This is a genomic window from Streptococcus sciuri (assembly GCF_024814375.1).
Taxonomy (GTDB): domain Bacteria; phylum Bacillota; class Bacilli; order Lactobacillales; family Streptococcaceae; genus Streptococcus; species Streptococcus sciuri.
This window is the reverse complement of record NZ_JANUXX010000008.1, coordinates 1-18,604: the sequence shown is the minus strand read 5'-3', so window position 1 is coordinate 18,604 and position 18,604 is coordinate 1. Positions and strand designations below refer to the sequence as shown.

The 18,604-nt window shown below is 38.3% G+C and carries 21 protein-coding genes; 15 read left to right on the top strand and 6 right to left on the bottom strand.

The window, feature by feature from the left end; translation table 11 throughout:
- The first annotated feature begins 81 nt into the window (after nucleotides 1–81).
- The 14 genes from cvfB to NXS10_RS06905 all read left to right on the top strand — a co-directional run bounded on the left by cvfB (nucleotide 82) and on the right by NXS10_RS06905 (nucleotide 11,383).
- On the top strand, nucleotides 82–948 hold the full coding sequence (gene cvfB, locus NXS10_RS06970; protein ID WP_259139083.1) for an RNA-binding virulence regulatory protein CvfB: 867 nt from the start codon (nucleotides 82–84) through the stop codon (nucleotides 946–948).
- Between the two features lie 87 nt (nucleotides 949–1,035).
- Complete coding sequence (locus NXS10_RS06965) at nucleotides 1,036–1,251, top strand: YozE family protein (protein WP_259139082.1); 216 nt, start codon at nucleotides 1,036–1,038, stop codon at nucleotides 1,249–1,251.
- Nucleotides 1,252–1,336: 85 nt separating this feature from the next.
- Nucleotides 1,337–2,419 (top strand): PhoH family protein, encoded by a 1,083-nt coding sequence (locus tag NXS10_RS06960; protein WP_373318052.1) that lies wholly within the window; start codon nucleotides 1,337–1,339, stop codon nucleotides 2,417–2,419.
- Nucleotides 2,420–2,518: 99 nt separating this feature from the next.
- Complete coding sequence (ybeY, locus tag NXS10_RS06955; protein WP_259139080.1) at nucleotides 2,519–3,016, top strand: rRNA maturation RNase YbeY; 498 nt, start codon at nucleotides 2,519–2,521, stop codon at nucleotides 3,014–3,016.
- Entirely contained in the window at nucleotides 2,997–3,398 is a 402-nt protein-coding gene (locus NXS10_RS06950) for a diacylglycerol kinase family protein (RefSeq protein ID WP_259139078.1), read from the top strand. The genes ybeY and NXS10_RS06950 overlap by 20 nt, the downstream gene beginning before the upstream one ends.
- A 28-nt stretch (nucleotides 3,399–3,426) precedes the next feature.
- Nucleotides 3,427–4,323 (top strand): GTPase Era, encoded by an 897-nt coding sequence (gene era / locus NXS10_RS06945; protein WP_259139077.1) that lies wholly within the window; start codon nucleotides 3,427–3,429, stop codon nucleotides 4,321–4,323.
- A gap of 185 nt (nucleotides 4,324–4,508) precedes the next feature.
- Complete coding sequence (gene mutM, locus NXS10_RS06940) at nucleotides 4,509–5,330, top strand: DNA-formamidopyrimidine glycosylase (RefSeq protein ID WP_259139076.1); 822 nt, start codon at nucleotides 4,509–4,511, stop codon at nucleotides 5,328–5,330.
- Nucleotides 5,327–5,932 (top strand): dephospho-CoA kinase, encoded by a 606-nt coding sequence (gene coaE / locus NXS10_RS06935; RefSeq protein WP_259139075.1) that lies wholly within the window; start codon nucleotides 5,327–5,329, stop codon nucleotides 5,930–5,932. The genes mutM and coaE overlap by 4 nt, the downstream gene beginning before the upstream one ends.
- A gap of 44 nt (nucleotides 5,933–5,976) precedes the next feature.
- Entirely contained in the window at nucleotides 5,977–7,170 is a 1,194-nt protein-coding gene (locus tag NXS10_RS06930) for a multidrug efflux MFS transporter (RefSeq protein WP_506005119.1), read from the top strand.
- Entirely contained in the window at nucleotides 7,167–7,313 is a 147-nt protein-coding gene (rpmG, locus tag NXS10_RS06925) for a 50S ribosomal protein L33 (protein WP_259139074.1), read from the top strand. Before NXS10_RS06930 ends, rpmG begins: the two co-directional genes overlap by 4 nt.
- 46 nt (nucleotides 7,314–7,359) lie before the next feature.
- Nucleotides 7,360–7,596, top strand: a complete 237-nt coding sequence (gene secG, locus NXS10_RS06920) for a preprotein translocase subunit SecG (protein ID WP_115268683.1) — start codon at nucleotides 7,360–7,362, stop codon at nucleotides 7,594–7,596.
- A gap of 72 nt (nucleotides 7,597–7,668) precedes the next feature.
- Nucleotides 7,669–9,987 (top strand): ribonuclease R, encoded by a 2,319-nt coding sequence (rnr, locus tag NXS10_RS06915; protein WP_259139073.1) that lies wholly within the window; start codon nucleotides 7,669–7,671, stop codon nucleotides 9,985–9,987.
- Between the two features lie 20 nt (nucleotides 9,988–10,007).
- Nucleotides 10,008–10,475, top strand: coding sequence for an SsrA-binding protein SmpB (gene smpB, locus NXS10_RS06910; protein ID WP_259139072.1), 468 nt, complete (start codon nucleotides 10,008–10,010; stop codon nucleotides 10,473–10,475).
- Nucleotides 10,476–11,107: 632 nt separating this feature from the next.
- Nucleotides 11,108–11,383, top strand: a complete 276-nt coding sequence (locus NXS10_RS06905; protein WP_259139071.1) for a bacteriocin immunity family protein — start codon at nucleotides 11,108–11,110, stop codon at nucleotides 11,381–11,383.
- Between the two features lie 105 nt (nucleotides 11,384–11,488).
- Here the strand turns inward: NXS10_RS06905 and NXS10_RS06900 are convergent, their stop codons facing one another.
- The 6 genes from NXS10_RS06900 to NXS10_RS06875 form a co-directional block, all read right to left on the bottom strand.
- The gene (locus tag NXS10_RS06900) at nucleotides 11,489–12,415 is read right to left on the bottom strand and encodes a glycosyltransferase family 2 protein (RefSeq protein WP_259139070.1); all 927 of its coding nucleotides are present in this window, start codon (nucleotides 12,413–12,415) and stop codon (nucleotides 11,489–11,491) included.
- An 82-nt stretch (nucleotides 12,416–12,497) separates the two neighbouring features.
- Nucleotides 12,498–12,890 carry a lactoylglutathione lyase gene (gloA, locus tag NXS10_RS06895; RefSeq protein WP_259139068.1) on the bottom strand — a complete coding sequence of 131 codons (393 nt, stop codon included), beginning with the start codon at nucleotides 12,888–12,890 and terminating at the stop codon, nucleotides 12,498–12,500.
- Nucleotides 12,891–12,908: 18 nt separating this feature from the next.
- Entirely contained in the window at nucleotides 12,909–13,583 is a 675-nt protein-coding gene (locus tag NXS10_RS06890) for an NAD(P)H-dependent oxidoreductase (RefSeq protein WP_259139067.1), read from the bottom strand.
- 115 nt (nucleotides 13,584–13,698) lie between these two features.
- Nucleotides 13,699–14,784 carry a M24 family metallopeptidase gene (locus NXS10_RS06885; RefSeq protein ID WP_259139158.1) on the bottom strand — a complete coding sequence of 362 codons (1,086 nt, stop codon included), beginning with the start codon at nucleotides 14,782–14,784 and terminating at the stop codon, nucleotides 13,699–13,701.
- A 159-nt stretch (nucleotides 14,785–14,943) separates the two neighbouring features.
- Nucleotides 14,944–15,603: an SdpI family protein gene (locus NXS10_RS06880; protein WP_259139066.1), complete on the bottom strand. Its 660-nt coding sequence runs from the start codon at nucleotides 15,601–15,603 to the stop codon at nucleotides 14,944–14,946.
- Nucleotides 15,596–16,549: an IS30 family transposase gene (locus NXS10_RS06875; RefSeq protein WP_259139065.1), complete on the bottom strand. Its 954-nt coding sequence runs from the start codon at nucleotides 16,547–16,549 to the stop codon at nucleotides 15,596–15,598. The genes NXS10_RS06880 and NXS10_RS06875 overlap by 8 nt, the downstream gene beginning before the upstream one ends.
- A 260-nt stretch (nucleotides 16,550–16,809) precedes the next feature.
- Here NXS10_RS06875 and ccpA point away from each other — a divergent pair, with 260 nt between their 5' ends.
- Nucleotides 16,810–17,811, top strand: a complete 1,002-nt coding sequence (ccpA, locus tag NXS10_RS06870) for a catabolite control protein A (protein WP_259139064.1) — start codon at nucleotides 16,810–16,812, stop codon at nucleotides 17,809–17,811.
- Nucleotides 17,812–18,604 lie beyond the last annotated feature (793 nt).

Sequence of the window (18,604 nt, the reverse complement as noted above, 5' to 3'; positions counted from 1 at the left end):
TCTCTTTACTATCATAGGGCTTGCTCTTCTAGCAAATGACTGGTTTGAGTAAATCCAATTCTTCACTATAGAAAGAACGATATGAATCAATTATTAGCAACGTTCATCACAGGTCTTGTGACGGACGAAAATGACCAATTTTATTATATTCAAAAAGACGGAGTGACTTTTGCCTTAGCAAAGGAAGAAGGGCAGCACCAATTGGGGGAGCTTGTCAAGGGCTTTGCTTATACTGATATAAGACAAAAGTTGCGCTTAACTACCTTAGAGGTAACTGCAACGAAAACAAGGTTTGGTTGGGGGCAGGTAACAGATGTTCGGAAGGATTTAGGTGTCTTTGTCGATACAGGCTTACCTGACAAGCAAGTGGTAGTGTCAATCGATATTTTGCCTGAACTTAAGGAGCTCTGGCCAAAGAAGGGGGACAAGCTTTATATCCGCTATGAGGTGGATAGCAAGGAGCGGATTTGGGGAATTTTAGCGGATCAGATGACTTTTCAGCGATTGGCAGTTCCTGCCTATGATAATATGCAAAATCAAAATGTACGGGCGATTGTCTATCGTTTGAAATTGAGTGGCACTTTTGTCTATTTACCAGATAATAATATGTTAGGCTTTATTCACCCATCAGAACGCTATGTAGAGCCACGTTTGGGTCAGGTTTTAGACGCTCGGGTTATCGGATTTCGGAAGATGGATAGGACACTTAACCTCTCAATTAAACCTCGTTCCTATGAAATGTTGGAAAATGATGCACAGATGATTTTGGCTTATCTAAAGGCAAACGGTGGCTATATGACTCTAAATGATAAGTCTTTGCCAGCTGATATTAAAGCAACTTTTGGTATCTCAAAAGGACAATTTAAAAAATCCCTCGGTGTTCTCATGAAATCTGGGAAAATCAAACAAGATCAATTTGGTGTAGATTTGATTGAGACAGGCAAATAGTATTAATGTTGAAAGAGAGCTGTTGAGAGTTTCCTCTAAACAGCTTTTTTGTTACAATAAGAATCATCTTTAAAAAAGGAGACGAGTATGCGAAAATCATTTTACACTTGGTTAATGACCCAAAGAAATGCAAAAACAACAAGTGCTACATCTCAGCTAGCAGGTTTTGTCTTTGAAGAAACAACTTTTCCAAAGCATAGTACAGACTTTGAGACAATTAGTCGTTATCTGGAAGATGAAGCGAGTTTTTCTTTTAATTTGAGCGATTTTGATAAGATTTGGGAGGAGTACTTGGCACATTGAAGAGGATAACTGATTGCTATCAAATCAAGTTTTTGAAATAGTAAGCCATTATTTTTACGTACCACATAGTTGATAAAATGATATAATGAAAGGGTATAGAGTGAGGGAGACAGAGAATTTGCAAGATTACTCAATTGATATTCAATTAGCTCATCCAGATGATATGATGATTCTCTTTGGAACAAATGAACGGCATTTGAAAGTTATCGAAAAGGCATTAAGTGTGACGATTCACGCACGAATTGAGCGTGTGCAGATTGTCGGTGAGAAAATGACTGTCGAGAAGGCAAGACTCGTCATTAATGCTCTGTTAGTGCTAGTTGGACGTGGTATGTTAATCAATACATCTGACGTCGTTACCGCTCTTAATATGGTGCAAACAGACAATATTGATAAGTTTGTGGCACTCTATGAAGAAGAAATTATAAAAGATAATTATGGCAATCCTATTCGTGTCAAAACACTTGGACAAAAGGTTTATATCGATAGCGTCAAAAAGCACGATATCGTTTTTGGTATAGGGCCAGCTGGTACGGGGAAGACTTTTCTAGCAGTGACCATAGCTGTGATGGCGCTCAAGCGCGGTCAAGTTAAGCGCATTATTCTCACACGTCCTGCTGTTGAGGCTGGTGAGAGTCTTGGTTTTTTACCAGGTGATCTCAAAGAAAAAGTGGATCCGTATCTGCGTCCAGTTTATGATGCTCTTTATCGGATACTTGGAAAAGATCAGACGATACGTCTCATGGAACGCGAGATTATTGAGATTGCTCCACTTGCTTATATGCGTGGTCGTACACTTGATGATGCTTTTGTTATTCTTGACGAAGCGCAAAATACGACTATTATGCAGATGAAAATGTTTCTCACACGCCTTGGTTTCAATTCTAAGATGATTGTCAATGGTGATACTAGTCAAATTGACTTGCCCCGTAATGTTAAGTCAGGTTTGATTGATGCGACCGAAAAGCTCAAAAATATCGAACAGATTGACTTTATTTATTTATCTGCAAAAGACGTGGTACGTCACCCTGTTGTTGCTGAAATCATCACGGCTTATGAGGATAAGGAGATAGCAGAAGAGACTAAAACAATCAAAACAGAACAGTATTCATCAGGTTTGACCAATTACGAAATAATTGGCAACTTGCCGACTACAGATGAGAGTTGATTTTATGATAGATTTATACCAGTTTTCCTCTAAAGAGACTTTTGAAATTCCAGTATGGTATAATAAATTTAATAAAATAGTTGAATGTGAGTAAAAAAGATGTACGTAGAAATGATTGATGAGACCAATCAAGTATCGGAAGCTATCAAACAACAAACCATAGAATTGTTGCAATTTGCAGCCGAAAAAATAGGAAAAGAGAATAAGGAAATGAGGGTTACCTTTGTGACGAATGAACGTAGTCATGAGCTTAATCTCGCTTATCGTAATACTGATCGTCCGACGGATGTCATCAGCTTGGAGTATAAGCCAGATGAGGAGGTTTCCATAGATGAGGAAATGCTGGACTCTAATCCAGAATTGGCTGAAATGATGGCAGAGTTTGACAGCTATATTGGGGAGCTTTTTATCTCTGTGGACAAGGCATACGAGCAAGCGCATGCCTATGGTCACTCTTTTGAGCGAGAAATGGGTTTTTTAGCAGTGCATGGATTTTTACACATCAATGGTTATGATCACTACACACCAAAAGAAGAAGAAGAAATGTTTACGCTACAAGAAGAGATTTTGAGCGCCTATGGACTTACAAGACAATAATCAAAAAAAATGGAAAAACCGTGATTTACTAACTAGCATAGAGTTCGCCATGACAGGAATAGAGACAGCGTTTAAGGAAGAACGCAACATGCGTAAGCACATGGTGACAGCTATCCTTGTGATTATTGCTGGCTTTATTTTTCAAGTATCGGCTATTGATTGGTTATTTTTACTATTGAGTATTTTTTTAGTTGTAGCTTTTGAGATGATTAACTCTGCTCTTGAAAATGTAGTGGACTTAGCTAGTGGTTATCACTTTTCACTTTTAGCTAAAAATGCAAAGGATATGGCAGCAGGAGCAGTACTAGTTGTTTCTTGCTATGCTGTGTTGACAGGATTGATTATCTTTGTGCCAAAGGTACTTAAGCTTATCTTTAGATAGAAAGAATAAAGGAAGAGTTAATATATATATGTTTAAATCAGGTTTTGTAGCGATTTTGGGTCGTCCAAATGTAGGCAAATCTACTTTTTTAAATCATGTCATAGGGCAGAAGATTGCCATCATGAGTGATAAAGCTCAGACTACTCGTAATAAGATTATGGGGATTTACACGACAGAAAATGAGCAGATTGTCTTTATTGATACTCCGGGTATCCATAAGCCAAAGACGGCGCTAGGTGATTTTATGGTAGAGTCTGCCTATAGTACGTTGCGTGAGGTAGATACGGTTCTTTTCATGGTACCAGCAGATGAAGCTCGTGGAAAAGGTGATGATATGATTATAGAGCGCCTAAAGGCGGCTAAGTTACCTGTGATACTTATCATCAATAAAATCGACAAGGTACATCCAAATGCTCTTCTGGAGAAGATTGAGGATTTTAACAGTCAGATGAGTTTTAAGGAAATTGTACCTATTTCAGCTCTGCAGGGCAATAACATCCCAAGGCTAATAGACATTCTCAAAAGCAATCTCGAGGAGGGAATTCAGTATTTTCCAACTGATCAGATTACTGACCATCCTGAACGCTTTTTGGTATCTGAGATGATTCGTGAAAAAGTGTTGTTGCTGACTCGCGAAGAAGTCCCCCACTCTGTAGCAGTGGTGGTAGAGAGCATGAAGCGAGATGAGGAGACAGATAAAGTACATATTAGAGCGACGATTATGGTCGAACGTGACAGCCAAAAAGGCATTGTTATTGGTAAAAAAGGTGCTATGCTCAAGAAAATTGGTAGTCTTGCTAGACGTGATATTGAGCTTATGTTGGGTGATAAAGTGTATCTTGAAACTTGGGTTAAAGTCAAGAAAAACTGGCGAGACAAAAAGCTTGATCTTGCAGACTTTGGTTACAATAAGAAAGAATATTAAGACAGTTTGACGACAGATTTTGTCAAACTATTTTATGGTTGTAAAGGTAGGAATAGTAGTTTTCTTTCATGCACTTTAGCTAAATTTATGATAGAATGAATAGGTTAAAAATGGAGTGTGAGTGTGCTGTTGTGCACTCTCTTGTTTTGACTTTTGATGACTAACTATAGAAAGTGAGGATGTCCATGCCAGAACTTCCAGAAGTTGAGACCGTCAGACGAGGGTTGGAGAATTTGATTGTCGGAAGAACAATCAAAGATGTGATGATAAAGGTTCCTCGACTGGTCAAACTTGGTAGTCAGGATTTTCAACATGAATTGTTGGGTCAAACCTTTCAAGCAGTGAAGCGTCGTGGTAAATACTTAATTTTTGAGCTTGATAAGAAGGTTATCATCTCCCATTTACGTATGGAAGGCAAGTACTTGCTTTTTTCTGAACAAGTGCCAGAAAATAAACACTTTCATCTCTTTTTTAGTCTCGATGATGGGTCAACTTTGGTTTATCAAGATGTCAGAAAGTTCGGCACTTTTGAACTTTTGGCAAAGTCACAATTGTTAGCATATTTTGAACGCAAAAAAATCGGACCAGAGCCGACTAAGGAAGATTTTTTGCTAGAACCTTTTAGGAGTAATCTTGCTCGTTATCATAAGTCTATAAAGCCACTGCTTCTTGATCAAACTTTGGTGAGTGGACTTGGAAATATCTATGTGGATGAGGTTCTTTGGGCAAGTCGTATTAATCCAGAACGTCAAGCAAGTAGTCTAAAAGCTACAGAGGTAGAGCAATTGCACGATGATATTATTCGTATCTTACAGTTAGCTATCGCAAAAGGTGGTTCTACTATTCGTACCTATCGCAATGCCTTTGGTGAGGACGGTACTATGCAAGACCACCTGAAAGTTTATGGCAAAACAGGTGTGCCCTGTCCTCGTTGTGCTACACCTATTGAGAAAATCAAGGTTGGAGGAAGAGGAACGCATTTTTGTCCGTTCTGTCAGAAAAGATGAGTAACATTATTGGAATAACAGGAGGTATCGCGTCAGGGAAATCCACAGTAGTGGAGTTACTGCGTGAGTTAGGCTATCAGGTTATTGATGCTGATAAGATAGTTCACAGTTTACAAAGAAAAGGTGGTAAGCTCTATCAAGTGTTGGTTGAACATTTTGGTGAGTCTATCCTAGATGATACAGGAGAGCTTCATCGTTCAAGATTAGCGGAGATGATGTTTGGTAATCCTAGCAATTTGTTGCTTTTATCTCAGCTACAAGATAATATTATCCGAGAAGAATTGGCACAAGCACGGGATAGACTATCAGGACGTGAGCCCCTCTTTTTTATGGATATTCCGCTTTTGATAGAGGGAGGATATACGGACTGGTTTGATGCTATTTGGTTGGTTTATGTGGATAAAAAAACACAGCTTGAGCGTCTTAAAGAGCGGAATCACTATACTGATGAACAGGCACAAAAGCGTCTCAGTAGCCAGTTATCTCTTGATAAAAAGAAGACCTTTGCCGACATTGTCATTGACAATAACGGCACAAAAAAAGAGCTGAAAAAGAAGGTAAACGCTCTTTTAGCACAATTAGCACTTGATAAGTCGCAATAAAAAAATTAATGTAGAAAGAAGATGATGATATGCCAATCGAGACGGTGAATTGGCGACAAAATTTGAAAATTGCTTGGTTAGGGAATTTCTTCACAGGTGCCAGTTTTTCTTTGGTGATGCCCTTTATGGTTCTATATGTAGAGAACCTAGGTGCGCCACAAGGACTGGTTGAGTTGTATGCAGGACTTGCTGTGTCTTTGTCTGCGTTAGCTTCTGCTTTGGTAGCACCGCTTTGGGGGTGGCTTGCCGATCGTTACGGACGTAAACCTATGATGGTGCGAGCGGGGCTAGTTATGACGTTAACGATGGGTGGACTTGCCTTTGTACCTAATGTCCACTGGTTGCTATTTCTTAGAGTATTAAACGGGATGTTTGCAGGCTATGTACCAAATTCTACGGCATTGATTGCCTCGCAAGCACCCAAGCAACATTCTGGGTATGCTCTTGGGACACTGGCAACTGGTGTGACCGGTGGTGCTCTTATCGGACCTTTGTTGGGTGGTATTTTAGCTGAATGGCTAGGGATTCGTCGTGTTTTTTTACTGGTTGGTTTCCTCCTCTTAATTTGCAGTTTGATGACGATCTTTTTCATCAGAGAGGACTTTGAGCCTATCTCTCATGAAAAGACTATGCCGACTAGGGAGGTTTTTAAGAAGGCAAAAAGTTTACAGATCTTGATTGGACTTTTTATTACGAGTATGATTATCCAAGTCTCTGCACAGTCCGTTTCACCGATTCTGACGCTTTATATACGCCACTTGGGGCAAAAGGAAAATCTCATGTTTGTCTCTGGATTTATTGTCTCTGCCATGGGCTTTTCGAGTATGCTTAGCAGTCCGTATCTAGGTCGTTTGGGAGATCGTATTGGTAACCATCGTTTGCTACTTATCGCTCTTTTTTACAGTTTTTGCATGTACTTTCTCTGTGCGCTAGCTACAACACCATTACAATTGGGGCTTTTGCGTTTTCTCTACGGATTTGGAACAGGGTCTCTCATGCCAAGTATCAATTCACTTCTTACTAAAATCACACCAAAAGCTGGAATTTCAAGGATTTTTAGCTACAATCAGATGTTTAGCTATCTAGGTCAAGTTCTAGGACCAATGGTTGGTTCAAATGTAGCAGCGAGTCTAGGTTATCGTTCAGTCTTTTTTGTGACATGTGGCATTGTTTTTGTCAACTTTTTGTGGAGTTTAATCAATTTTAGAAAATATCTTAGAGTGAAGGAAATCGTGTGAGAGTTAAAATCAATCTGGTCTGTACTTCATGTGGTAGGCGCAATTATCTAACCAGCAAAAATAAGCAAACCCATCCTGAAAAAATTCAAGTTCCCAAGTATTGTCCTAAAGAGAGAAAAGTCACTTTACATATTGAAAGTTAGGGTGCTTTATGATACAATGGAGAGTGACTAGTGTGGAGGAGATAACATGTATAAATTACTCTTGACCTTGTTACTTATTTTGTCGGCAGTGATTATCATTGCAGTCTTTATGCAACCTCAGAAAAATCCAAGTAGCAATGTGTTTGATAGTAGTGGTTCAGAAGCTCTTTTTGAACGTACCAAGGCACGTGGATTTGAAGCGTTTATGCAACGTTTGACAGCAATTCTAGTTTTTTTCTGGTTAGCAATTGCTCTAGCACTTGTAGTTTTATCAAGTAAGTAATAGGTGAGCTTGACCGACGTCTGGCTCCTTTTTTATCTTTTTCCTCCAAAATCGAAATAGAATTGAGAACATATGAAAGAACGTATATTAGATTATCTAAAAAAAGAAGGTAAAATCCGTGTTAACGATTTGGCAGTTGCTTTTGAGATGACAGGTAGTAAAGCTTTTCCAAAGTTGATAAAGGACATCTCTTACTTAGAGAGTAAAGGTCTTATCCATTTTGATGATGCTGGTTATCTCTCTTTTCGTGCTAAAAAAGAAACCAAAAAAGAAGTGACTGTGACAGGGACTTTTCGAGCTAATAAGGCAGGTTTTGGATTTTTGGTAGTAGATGATGACGAGGAAGATTTGTTTATTGGGCGAGGCGATGTAGGCTACGCTGTGGACGGTGATGTCGTTGAAGCGATTATTAAAAAGCCTGCTAACCGTCTAAAAGGTACGGCGGCAGAAGCACGTGTGGTTACGATTATAGAGCGTAGTCTAAAAACAGTTGTTGGTAAGTTTGTCCTTGATGATGAACATCCCAAATACGCTGGTTATATCACCTCTAAAAACCAGAAAATTACACAAAAAATCTATATCAAAAAAGAACCGATTGTCCTAGATGGTACGGAGATTATCAAGGTGGCAATTGAGAAATATCCCACTAAGCATCATGATTATTTTGTAGCCAGTGTACGTGATATTATTGGACACAAGGATGATGTAGGAATCGATGTGCTAGAGGTATTGGAATCTATGGACATCGTATCTGCATTTCCAGAGGACGTCTTAAAAGAAGCCAAAGCTGTTCCTGATTGTCCGACAGATAAGGACTTGGTAGGACGTGTTGATTTGAGAGATGAGATAACTTTTACCATTGATGGAGCGGATGCCAAGGATCTTGATGATGCGGTTCATATCAAGAAACTAGGCAATGGTAACTTTGAGCTAGGTGTCCATATCGCTGATGTATCTTATTATGTTAAAGAAGGCTCTGCGCTTGATCGTGAAGCTCTCAGTCGAGGAACATCTGTTTATGTAACGGATCGCGTGGTACCTATGTTACCAGAGCGCTTGTCAAATGGTATCTGCTCTCTTAACCCTAACGTTGAGCGTTTAACGCAGTCTTGTCTCATGGAGATTACTCCTAAAGGGAAAGTGGTCTCACATCAGATTTGTCAATCTGTTATCAAGACAACGTTCCGAATGACCTATAGCGATGTCAATCAGATTATTGCAGGCCACAAGGAGCTGATAGACAGTTATCAACCTATTGTTGAGAGCATCCACTATATGGTAGCTTTACATAATATTTTAGAGGATATGAGAATTTCTCGTGGAGCGCTGAATTTTGACACACAGGAAGCTAAGATTCTCGTCGATAAGAATGGTTTCCCAGTTGATATTATCTTGCGGGAGCGTGGACTTGCAGAGCGCATGATTGAATCTTTTATGTTGGTTGCTAATGAAACGGTAGCTGAACATTTTACAAGACAACACTTGCCTTTCATTTACCGTATTCATGAGGAACCAAAATCTGAAAAATTGCAGAAATTCATGGATTACGCTAGTCTCTTTGGTGTACCTATCAGAGGTACGGCAAATAAGATTAGCCAGCCAGCTTTACAAGATTTTATGAAAAAGGTGGAGGGAAAACCAGGGAGTGATGTGTTGTCTACGATGTTGTTACGATCCATGCAACAGGCGCGCTATTCTGAGCATAATTATGGGCATTATGGTTTAGCAGCAGATTATTACACACATTTTACCAGTCCTATTCGCCGTTATCCAGATCTTTTAGTGCATCGTATGATTCGTGAGTATAGTCTGGAGAGAAAAGACAATGCAGAGCATTTTGCATCTAAAATTCCTGAGATTGCTAGTCAGACCTCAAGCCTAGAGAGACGTGCGATTGATGCGGAACGAGTTGTTGAGGCGATGAAGAAAGCTGAGTACATGGAAGAACATGTTGGTGAAGAATTTGATGCAGTGGTAGCAAGTGTTGTCAAATTTGGTTTGTTTGTCGAGCTACCAAATACTATAGAAGGACTCATCCATATCACAACTCTGTCAGAATTTTACTACTACAATGAGCGTACAATGTCTCTTCATGGTGAGAAGTCTGGTAAGGTCTTTAAGGTTGGACAGCAAATCCGAGTTAAACTCGTTCGATCAGACAAGGAAACAGGCGACATTGACTTTGAGTATTTACCAAGTGAGTTTGATGTGGTGGAAAAAGTACCTAAGGACAAGAACGATAAAAAGGATGATAAACGCAGAAAACCACGTTATTCGAAAGAAACGTACGCTTCTAATCGTAAAAAAGAACAGGGCGATAAAAAAGGTAAAAATAAGAAGAAGCTCTTTTACAAAGATGTCGCATATAAAAAGCAAAAAGGTAAGCGCTAAAGCTGATAGTGGAGGTAGAGATGGCGACAACAAAAGATAAGGCACTTGCACAAAATAAAAAAGCAAGGCATGATTATATCATTGTGGATACCGTTGAGGCGGGATTGGTTTTGACGGGGACAGAGATTAAAAGTATCCGTTCCGCAAGAATCACCCTAAAAGATGGCTACGCTCAGATTAAAAACGGTGAAGCTTGGCTGATTAATGTCTACATCACACCCTATGATCAGGGTAATATCTGGAATCAAGACCCTGATAGAACACGAAAATTGCTCTTAAAAAAACGTGAAATCGCAAAATTAGAAGATGAGCTAAAAGGGACTGGCATGACCCTTGTCCCCCTCAAAGTCTATATCAAAAATGGCTTCGCTAAGGTTCTTATCGGACTTGCTAAAGGAAAACACGACTACGACAAACGTGAAACTATCAAACGCCGTGAGCAAGACCGCAACATCGCTAGACAGATGAAAGCTTTTAATGGACGATAAAACCTTCAAAGAGAGACGATAGCGTCTCTTTTTCGATTGAAATCACTGATAAGTAATCGTTTATATTTTGATAGACATATATTATACTTCTTTTAGAAAATGGGAACTGCGCTGGGAGGGAAAATCAACGGAAACTATATTTGTATTTCCCAACTTTCTATATATTGTTTTCACTAATTTACTTTAGAAAGAGTGCATAATATGAAAAAAGTATTGTTAAATTACTTCTATTAGTGTGGATAGTTCTACCTTTTGTAGCTCCGTCAGTTTATGCGGATGAACAAACTGACGCTCTTCCTCATGTGACATTGTCGGAATTATATGCATTTAATATCAAAGAAGCTATTGTTACAGACATGGGAGGGGATTTTGCCCACTATAGCCCGCTATTTGGTATATATTAACCTTCCATTTGAAAATGGGGGACGTTGGATTTAGAAGTATGCTGCAGATCCTTATAGTTTCTATCAAAATTCTGCTACAGGGGAATGGCGAGCTTTGCAAACAACCTCTACTATTAATCATGTCACAAATGTTATGGTGAATGGTTATATACAATCTATAACAAAGCAGTCCTTATCACCTTTCATATACTATAATCCTGCCTATGCGCACCTTATGGGAGGTTAGGTATGACTGAAAAAGAGTTTACTGAAGAACTTGTAGATATCATCCTTTCAGATATTTCGATGGAAGAACGTAATATTATAATAGAAGCAAAAAATAATATAGAAAATAATGAATTTTTCTATAAGATTATATTTAATCTAAAATTGAGACTAGGATTTCTTGGGATTAAAGGTAAACTCTCCCCTGTTACTTCTGAATTTTATGCTAAATTGTTGCATGATTTTCCAGGGAGAGAGTGGGGAGTTCCTATCAGAAAATTGCCAAAGGACAATAAGTAGAAGTTTGTTGTAATGAGGAACTTCTTTATAGAAAGTTAAAAAAACAAACCGATAGTCTATTTGGCGAACTATCGGTTTGTTTTTGGAATAAATATAATAATACAATTAACGTTTCTCCTTAACAATATAAATCGGACGTTTTTTAGTTTCGGTAAAAATTTTAGAAATGTATTTACCGATGATACCAAGACAGAGCAACTGGATGCCACCGATAAATAAGATGATGGATACGGTACTTGCCCAACCGGAGACAGGATCGTTCCAGATGAGTTTACGAATGACGATAAACAAAATGGCAAGAAAAGAAAAGACAAAACTTAATGTCCCAATCCATGTGGCAATACTAAGAGGCATATTTGAAAAATTGATAAATCCATCAATAGAGTAGCGTAGTAGACTCAAAAAGTTCCAACTCGATTGACCAGCTATACGTTCACGGTTTTCAAATTTGATATAGGTCACATCAAATCCAACCCATGAAAAGATTCCTTTTGAAAAGCGATTGACCTCTTCAAGTAAGAGAATACTATCCACCACTTGGCGTGTCATAAGACGAAAGTCACGCACTCCATCAACCATCTCTGTATCAGATAGGGTATTGATGAGTTTATAGAAAAGATTAGCAAAAAAAGAGCGAATAGTAGGCTCTCCCTTGCGATTTGAACGGTACGTTCCAACGACATCAAAGCCTTCTTGGATTTTCTGGTACATTTTTGGGAGTAATTCAGGTGGATCCTGTAAGTCAGCATCCATAACAGTAATTAAATCACCTGTACTCGCTTCAAGTCCTGCTAAAATCCCTGCTTCCTTGCCAAAATTTCGCGAAAAGGAGATGTAGTGTACGTTCGAATAGATAGTTGCTACTTTTCGTAACAGCTCTAATGTCCTGTCTTTTGAGCCATCATTGATAAAGATATACTCAAAAGAGAGCTGGTGTTCCATACTTTTTTCCACCTTTTGCATTGACTTCAAAAAAGGATAAATGGTCTCTTCTTCGTTATAACAGGGGATAACGATAGATAATACAGTCATGCTCATACCTCTCAACTCTTTTTGATTATTGTAACATGAAAAGCTTAAACAGAACAGTTAATCCTCCAAATGGAGTAGCGTTCTAGAGAGGGTTAGAATATTTTAAGTCGATGATTTCAATCTTATAACCATCTGGATCTTGGATGAAATAGTATGTCTTGGGGTGTTCAGGTAAACCAGACAAATCTGTGACAGAAAATCCAACTGTCTTATGTTTTTGGTAGCTTTCCTTAAGATTATCAACACCGATAGCGATATGTCCGTATCCGTCTCCGAGGTTATAATCATCGTGATTATAATTATAAGTCAGCTCCAATTCATAGTTGGGATCATCTTCTAGTGCAAGATAAACCAAGGTAAATTTGGCATCTGGAAAGTCATTGCGTCGAACTTCCTTAAAACCAAGTGCTTTTTGATAAAAGGTGAGCGAAGCATCTAAGTCTTTCACACGGATGCAAGTGTGTAAAAATGGCATTATAATCTCCTTTTTACTTTAATCTACCCATGTCACCACCGTATGACGATCTTTTCTGACACGTTTATGTTTGGGGGTATTTGCACGATATCCCAAAGCTAACATGCTAGCTAGTTTTTCCTTATTGGGATCAATAAGACCATGTTTGACTAAAATAGCGTTTACTGGCTCATCTTGGAATCCTTCTATCGGACAAGAATCAATACCAATAAAACTAGCTGCTGTCATCATGTTAGCCAGAGCAATGTAGGTTTGTTTAGCTGCCCATTCCCACAATAGACGATCACTATTTGCCATTGTTTTATGATTTTTTTGAAAGTCTTCATATCTCAGGAGACGACTAGCAATTATCTCTTTGTCAAGTTCCTTACGATAGAGACTGTCTTTGACGGCTTGACTGTCATAGCGGACTTTCTTTTCAGCCAGTAATAAAACAAAGTGACTGGCTGTATCAAGCTGAGACTTTGCTCCCCAAGAAACAGGCTTTAAGTCAGTGGCGATTTTAGAAATCGCTTTACGATCCAAAACGATGAAGCGCCAAGGCTCTAACCCAATCGAAGATGGACTAAGCCAAGCCATATCAAGAATGTAGTCCATATCTTCTTTTGGAATATCCTTGTCATTGTAGACTCGAATAGAGACACGATGATCAAAGGCTTTTCTGACCTGTGCTTTGATGGTTTCTTTAGTCATATCTTACCTCCGCTTTTCTCCTATAATAGCATGTTCAGAGAAAAAGGTCTAGTCTTGATTTTGGTTAATGATGCTAAATATCAAAAAAGAGAGTATTAAACTCCCTTTGTAGTGATTATCCTTCAAAAAACTGAAGTTCTTTTGGTGTCTGGGTAAAGGCATTAAATCCGTCTTTGGTCACATAACCGCAGTCCTCAATACGAACACCAACCTTACCTGGAATGTAGATACCAGGCTCAATAGAAAAACACATGCCTTCCTTGATTTCAAGGTTATTTCCAGCCATAATAGAGGGGTATTCATGGACACTCATACCGATACCGTGACCGAGTCTGTGATTGAAGTATTCACCGTAGCCTGCTTTTTCGATGACGTGGCGGGCAGCGTTGTCAACTTCATTAGCAGTAACGCCAGGTTTGACAAATTCTTGTGCGGTTAGTTGAGCTTCTAAGCAGAGTTTGTAAATATCTTGTTTAAATTGGTCAGGTTGTCCAACAGCGACAGTGCGTGTCATATCGGATGCATAACCATCGTACATGACACCAAGGTCAAAAAGAAGGAGGGCATTATTTTCAATCTGATTGACTCCAGGTTCACCGTGTGGGTTGGCAGCATTGTCACCAGTTAAAACCATGGTTTCAAAGCTCATTTTATTGATACCTTGCTCTTTCATACCAAATTCAATTTTGGCCAAAATATCTGTCTCAGTTTGACTGAGAGAAATGCTATCAATCCCAATCTGAACAGCCTTGTCAGCGTACTGTCCAGCGATTAGCATTTTATCAATTTCATCTTGTGATTTGATAAGACGCATACGTTGGATAAAGGGAGTAAGATTGTTAAAATGTCCGTCAAAGATACTTTGTAAGCCTTGAAATTTAGTGACATTTAAGTGGTCGAATTCGGCAAATAGTTTTTTGCCAGTTGTTGATGGCAAGACGGACTTGATTTTTTCCCAAGGATTTTCAGAGTCTACATAGCCAAAGACTGGGAACTGAATTAGGCTAGTCGCTTTAGCAAGCTCAAGCGCTGGTACAAAAAGAATAGGATCACTGTCGGCATAGACAAATAAAAACATTTGGCGTTCATGTGGATCACAGACAAAACCGGTTAAGTAGTTGACAGTGACAGGATCAGAGATGACAGCTAAGCTCGCTTTTTCGTTCTGGAGGTAATTTTGGATTTGAGTAAGTTTTGACATAGACATAGACTTTCCTTCTTTCTACGTGTTATTTTCCCAAAAATCATGTCAAAAAGCAAGCATTTACGGCAGAATTATCCGCCAAGAGGTAATTGAAAGTCTGTTATATTAGACTTATTAAAAATTCTGGCATTTGGATTTTTTCTTACCACCTTCATATTAGTTTCCTCCTTTTTTAGGATAAATCCATATAGAATAAATGATTGGCAAAATAAGCCATATAGTGAATGAAACCGTTACTACAATATTCATATTTAGAAAGTTAGAAAGTAACAAAATCAAACAGCTAACTGGTATATTTAAATCAGCTAACATATTATGAGTGGCTTTCCAGTTTCCTTCATCATTCCTTGTTGAAAAAATTCTTATCCCAATAAATGGATTATAAGGAATGAGAGAGCATAGATTCCCAATAAAAATAATGAAACTGCACAAAAGAAATAACGATAACTTTGTATCTATAATCATGTTGGAATTGACAATACTTAAAACCATAATTACCACAAAAACTAGCGTTAGTAACCAACGTAAATTATTCTTAGTATTGTTATTAAAAAATACCAAAACCTGAATAGTTATTAGTAAGGTGTAAATCAATCCAATGATACTAGAATATTGACTGCTAGTTAAATAATAAGTAATAAGAAAAACTAAAAAGCTTACTATCATAAGCAACTTATTAAACCCTTTATTTTCCATATTCCGTACCTCACTTTCTTTGAAAACGCCTCCTCGATCTTGATTATACTCTTTTTTTAGGATTTTCAAGAAAATATATGAGAGAATACAAACGGCAAATTTCAAGTTCAAGTTAGCCATTATACTCAACTTCCAGAGGAGATTTGTCATCCAATAGTTTCTTTGAATACTGATTTATCCAACGTTTAATGAAAGCGACCAGTTTTTGAGCTGCATTTTTGCTTCCCTTAGGTAGCCACATCCGAATGAGGCGGTTGTAATTTTCGCTTGTTCCACGCTCCCAAGAAGAGTAGGGATGGGCATAGTAACTATTCTTCTCGTCAAATGCATTAGCCAATCGCACAAATTCTCTCCCATTGTCTGTGGTAATAGACTTGATGTCATATTCTTCTAAAATGTCCAACAATGCCAGATTGACAGCAGAAGCAGACCTATTAGGAATTAGTCTAATCAACTGCTGCCGACTTTTACAGTCAGTCAGAGTCAGTAAGCACTCATTCTTAGCTCGTGTTTGAATGACAGTATCAATCTCGAAATCACCAATCCTTTTGCGCTTGTTAATACTCTCTGGACGTTCGTCGATGGATTTCCCAGCAGGTTTGAAAACAGGGCTAGCCTTCTTCGTTTGAACTTTATTATTGCGAGGGGAGAACATGTTCTCCTTTGTCAATCCTAATTGCCCATTGTGGCACCAGTCATAAATCGTGGAGATAGGTGCACTTCCCCTTCCTGCTTTGCCCATCATCTCAGGCGAGTATTTTTGATTTAGATAATGGCTAATCGCTTTTTTCAGCTCCTTAGTGAGGTAGGTTGGTTTAACTGATTTTTGACGTTTCCTTTGGTAATTGCTTTGAGCGAAGTCAGCTGAATAGACTAGCTCATACTTTCCCTTTCGCACCTGTTGCCTAACAAGCCCTCGTTTGACATCGTTATTAATTGTTTGAGGAGCCTTAGCCAATCTTCTAGCAATTTCACGATTGGAGAGCCCTTCCTTAAGCCAACGCTCAATACATTGACGGTCAGCTATTGTCAAGTGTTTCCCTTTTGGTGTATAATAGTTTTGCATCTCAGAAGCCTTCTAATTGTTGTTGTGATTGATTACAATTATATCTCTCTGAGATGTTTTTTCATACTCTTAAACTGGCTAACTTCATTTTAGAACTTTTAAGAACTTTTATAAAAAAGCAGATCTAAAATTTTTGTAAGAAAATTAAGGTTAAATCTTGAAAGTGTTTACAAAACATGATAGAATTGTACTGAAAGCGAATTTTCAATTATTAGAAAAAGCTATACTACTGCTTAAAAGAAAATGAGGGGAAGACGGATATGAATACTGATGACACGATTACGATTTATGATGTTGCTCGTGAAGCGGGTGTTTCTATGGCAACGGTCAGCCGTGTTGTTAACGGTAATAAAAATGTAAAAGAAAACACACGCCAAAAGGTTCTCGAGGTGATTGAGCGTCTGGATTATCGTCCAAATGCTGTGGCACGAGGGTTAGCGAGTAAGAAAACAACAACTGTTGGAGTTGTGATTCCAAATATTGCCAATGCTTATTTTTCTAATTTGGCGCGTGGTATTGATGATATTGCTACTATGTATAAGTACAATATTGTCTTAGCTTCCAGCGATGAAGACGATGAAAAGGAAATCGGTGTTATCAATTCTCTGTTTGCTAAGCAGGTTGACGGTATTATCTTTATGGGATATCATTTGACCGAAAAACTTCGTGTTGAGTTTTCACGTTCACGCACGCCAATTGTTTTAGCTGGAACAGTTGATTTGGAACATCAACTGCCTAGTGTCAATATTGACTACCAAAAAGCAGTCAGCGAGGTCGTGGATTTATTTGCCAAAACGCATGATGATATTGCTTTTGTATCAGGTCCACTTATTGATGACATCAATGGTAAGGTGCGCTTGGATGGTTACAAAGAAGGCTTAAATCGCAACTGTTTATCGTTTAAAGAAAGTCTTATTTTTGAAGCTAAATACCACTATCAAGATGGCTATAATCTAGCTCAACGTGTCCTTAATTCTGGAGCGACGGCTGCCTACGTAGCAGATGATGAATTAGCAGCTGGGCTGCAAAATGGACTCTTTGCAGCTGGTAAGTCTGTGCCAGAGGATTTTGAAATCATTACAAGCAATGATTCTTCTGTAACACAGTTTACACGTCCTAATCTTAGCTCAATTAGTCAACCCGTCTATGATCTTGGAGCTGTTAGCATGCGTATGTTGACAAAAATTATGCACAAAGAAGATTTGGCTGAAAGGGAAATTGTCCTTAATCATGGTTTGATTAAGCGAGGTTCTACACGTTAAGCACTAAAGACTAGAGGAATAAGTTGCTCTAGTCTTTTTACGTTTTAGTAGTTATTGGTTAGTAAATCCTCATCATCGTCAACGATAAGATTCCTAGATTTTAGACACTTGATTGTTGGTTCAGTGTATAAAAACTTTCATTTTGGGTCTTTCTACAAACAAAAATAGTGCCTAATGATACTGTTTATTCTATCCTACTTGATATAAGATAAAGGAGATCCAAAGAAGGAAATCAGATATGAAACTAAGGCGAGGTAAAAAGCCCTCTAATAAAAAACTAGCATGATTTGCTATTAAGTTAGATTTTGTGAAAGTAATACTAGTTTTTCATTAAAAAAGAGCTATTAAGCTAATAAGAAGGTGAAAGCTCCAAGTCTTATTGTTGGTTATCAGATCAAATTTTAAGAAAAAAGCAATGAATAAAAATTATTACTGATTGGTTTTGCTGGGTATTCTTTTAGACATTATTTTGATGTTTAAAGATGGCAACAGTCCATTGTGTTAACCTAGTCATTTTATTGGTTTGTGCCTATGTTCTATCAGAGTGAAAGGAGAGGGGATTGTCCTATAAAGCCTTGGCTAAAGAAGCCAAGGTTTTTTGAGTGAGTGGCTTTATTGGCACAGGATCATGAAGAAAAGAGATGCGCTAAGAGCAGACAATCCTCATGGGCGTTTGTGTGATGTGAATAGTTATACTGAGTTTTATAATCAACCCTTTTTGCTCCAGTAAAGCAAAAAAAGCCACTGAAAAATCAGTGGCACACCAAAACTATCCACTGCCATTATAGCACAA

What these genes read in the sequence shown, in the direction of transcription:
- cvfB (WP_259139083.1), top strand. Translation starts at nt 82, where the DNA reads ATGAATCAATTATTAGCAACGTTCATCACAGGTCTTGTGACGGACGAA.
- NXS10_RS06965 (WP_259139082.1), top strand. Translation starts at nt 1,036, where the DNA reads ATGCGAAAATCATTTTACACTTGGTTAATGACCCAAAGAAATGCAAAA.
- NXS10_RS06960 (WP_373318052.1), top strand. Translation starts at nt 1,337, where the DNA reads ATGAAAGGGTATAGAGTGAGGGAGACAGAGAATTTGCAAGATTACTCA.
- ybeY (WP_259139080.1), top strand. Translation starts at nt 2,519, where the DNA reads ATGTACGTAGAAATGATTGATGAGACCAATCAAGTATCGGAAGCTATC.
- NXS10_RS06950 (WP_259139078.1), top strand. Translation starts at nt 2,997, where the DNA reads ATGGACTTACAAGACAATAATCAAAAAAAATGGAAAAACCGTGATTTA.
- era (WP_259139077.1), top strand. Translation starts at nt 3,427, where the DNA reads ATGTTTAAATCAGGTTTTGTAGCGATTTTGGGTCGTCCAAATGTAGGC.
- mutM (WP_259139076.1), top strand. Translation starts at nt 4,509, where the DNA reads ATGCCAGAACTTCCAGAAGTTGAGACCGTCAGACGAGGGTTGGAGAAT.
- coaE (WP_259139075.1), top strand. Translation starts at nt 5,327, where the DNA reads ATGAGTAACATTATTGGAATAACAGGAGGTATCGCGTCAGGGAAATCC.
- secG (WP_115268683.1), top strand. Translation starts at nt 7,360, where the DNA reads ATGTATAAATTACTCTTGACCTTGTTACTTATTTTGTCGGCAGTGATT.
- rnr (WP_259139073.1), top strand. Translation starts at nt 7,669, where the DNA reads ATGAAAGAACGTATATTAGATTATCTAAAAAAAGAAGGTAAAATCCGT.
- smpB (WP_259139072.1), top strand. Translation starts at nt 10,008, where the DNA reads ATGGCGACAACAAAAGATAAGGCACTTGCACAAAATAAAAAAGCAAGG.
- NXS10_RS06905 (WP_259139071.1), top strand. Translation starts at nt 11,108, where the DNA reads ATGACTGAAAAAGAGTTTACTGAAGAACTTGTAGATATCATCCTTTCA.
- NXS10_RS06900 (WP_259139070.1), bottom strand. Translation starts at nt 12,415, where the DNA reads ATGACTGTATTATCTATCGTTATCCCCTGTTATAACGAAGAAGAGACC.
- gloA (WP_259139068.1), bottom strand. Translation starts at nt 12,890, where the DNA reads ATGCCATTTTTACACACTTGCATCCGTGTGAAAGACTTAGATGCTTCG.
- NXS10_RS06890 (WP_259139067.1), bottom strand. Translation starts at nt 13,583, where the DNA reads ATGACTAAAGAAACCATCAAAGCACAGGTCAGAAAAGCCTTTGATCAT.
- NXS10_RS06885 (WP_259139158.1), bottom strand. Translation starts at nt 14,784, where the DNA reads ATGTCAAAACTTACTCAAATCCAAAATTACCTCCAGAACGAAAAAGCG.
- NXS10_RS06880 (WP_259139066.1), bottom strand. Translation starts at nt 15,603, where the DNA reads ATGGCTAACTTGAACTTGAAATTTGCCGTTTGTATTCTCTCATATATT.
- NXS10_RS06875 (WP_259139065.1), bottom strand. Translation starts at nt 16,549, where the DNA reads ATGCAAAACTATTATACACCAAAAGGGAAACACTTGACAATAGCTGAC.
- ccpA (WP_259139064.1), top strand. Translation starts at nt 16,810, where the DNA reads ATGAATACTGATGACACGATTACGATTTATGATGTTGCTCGTGAAGCG.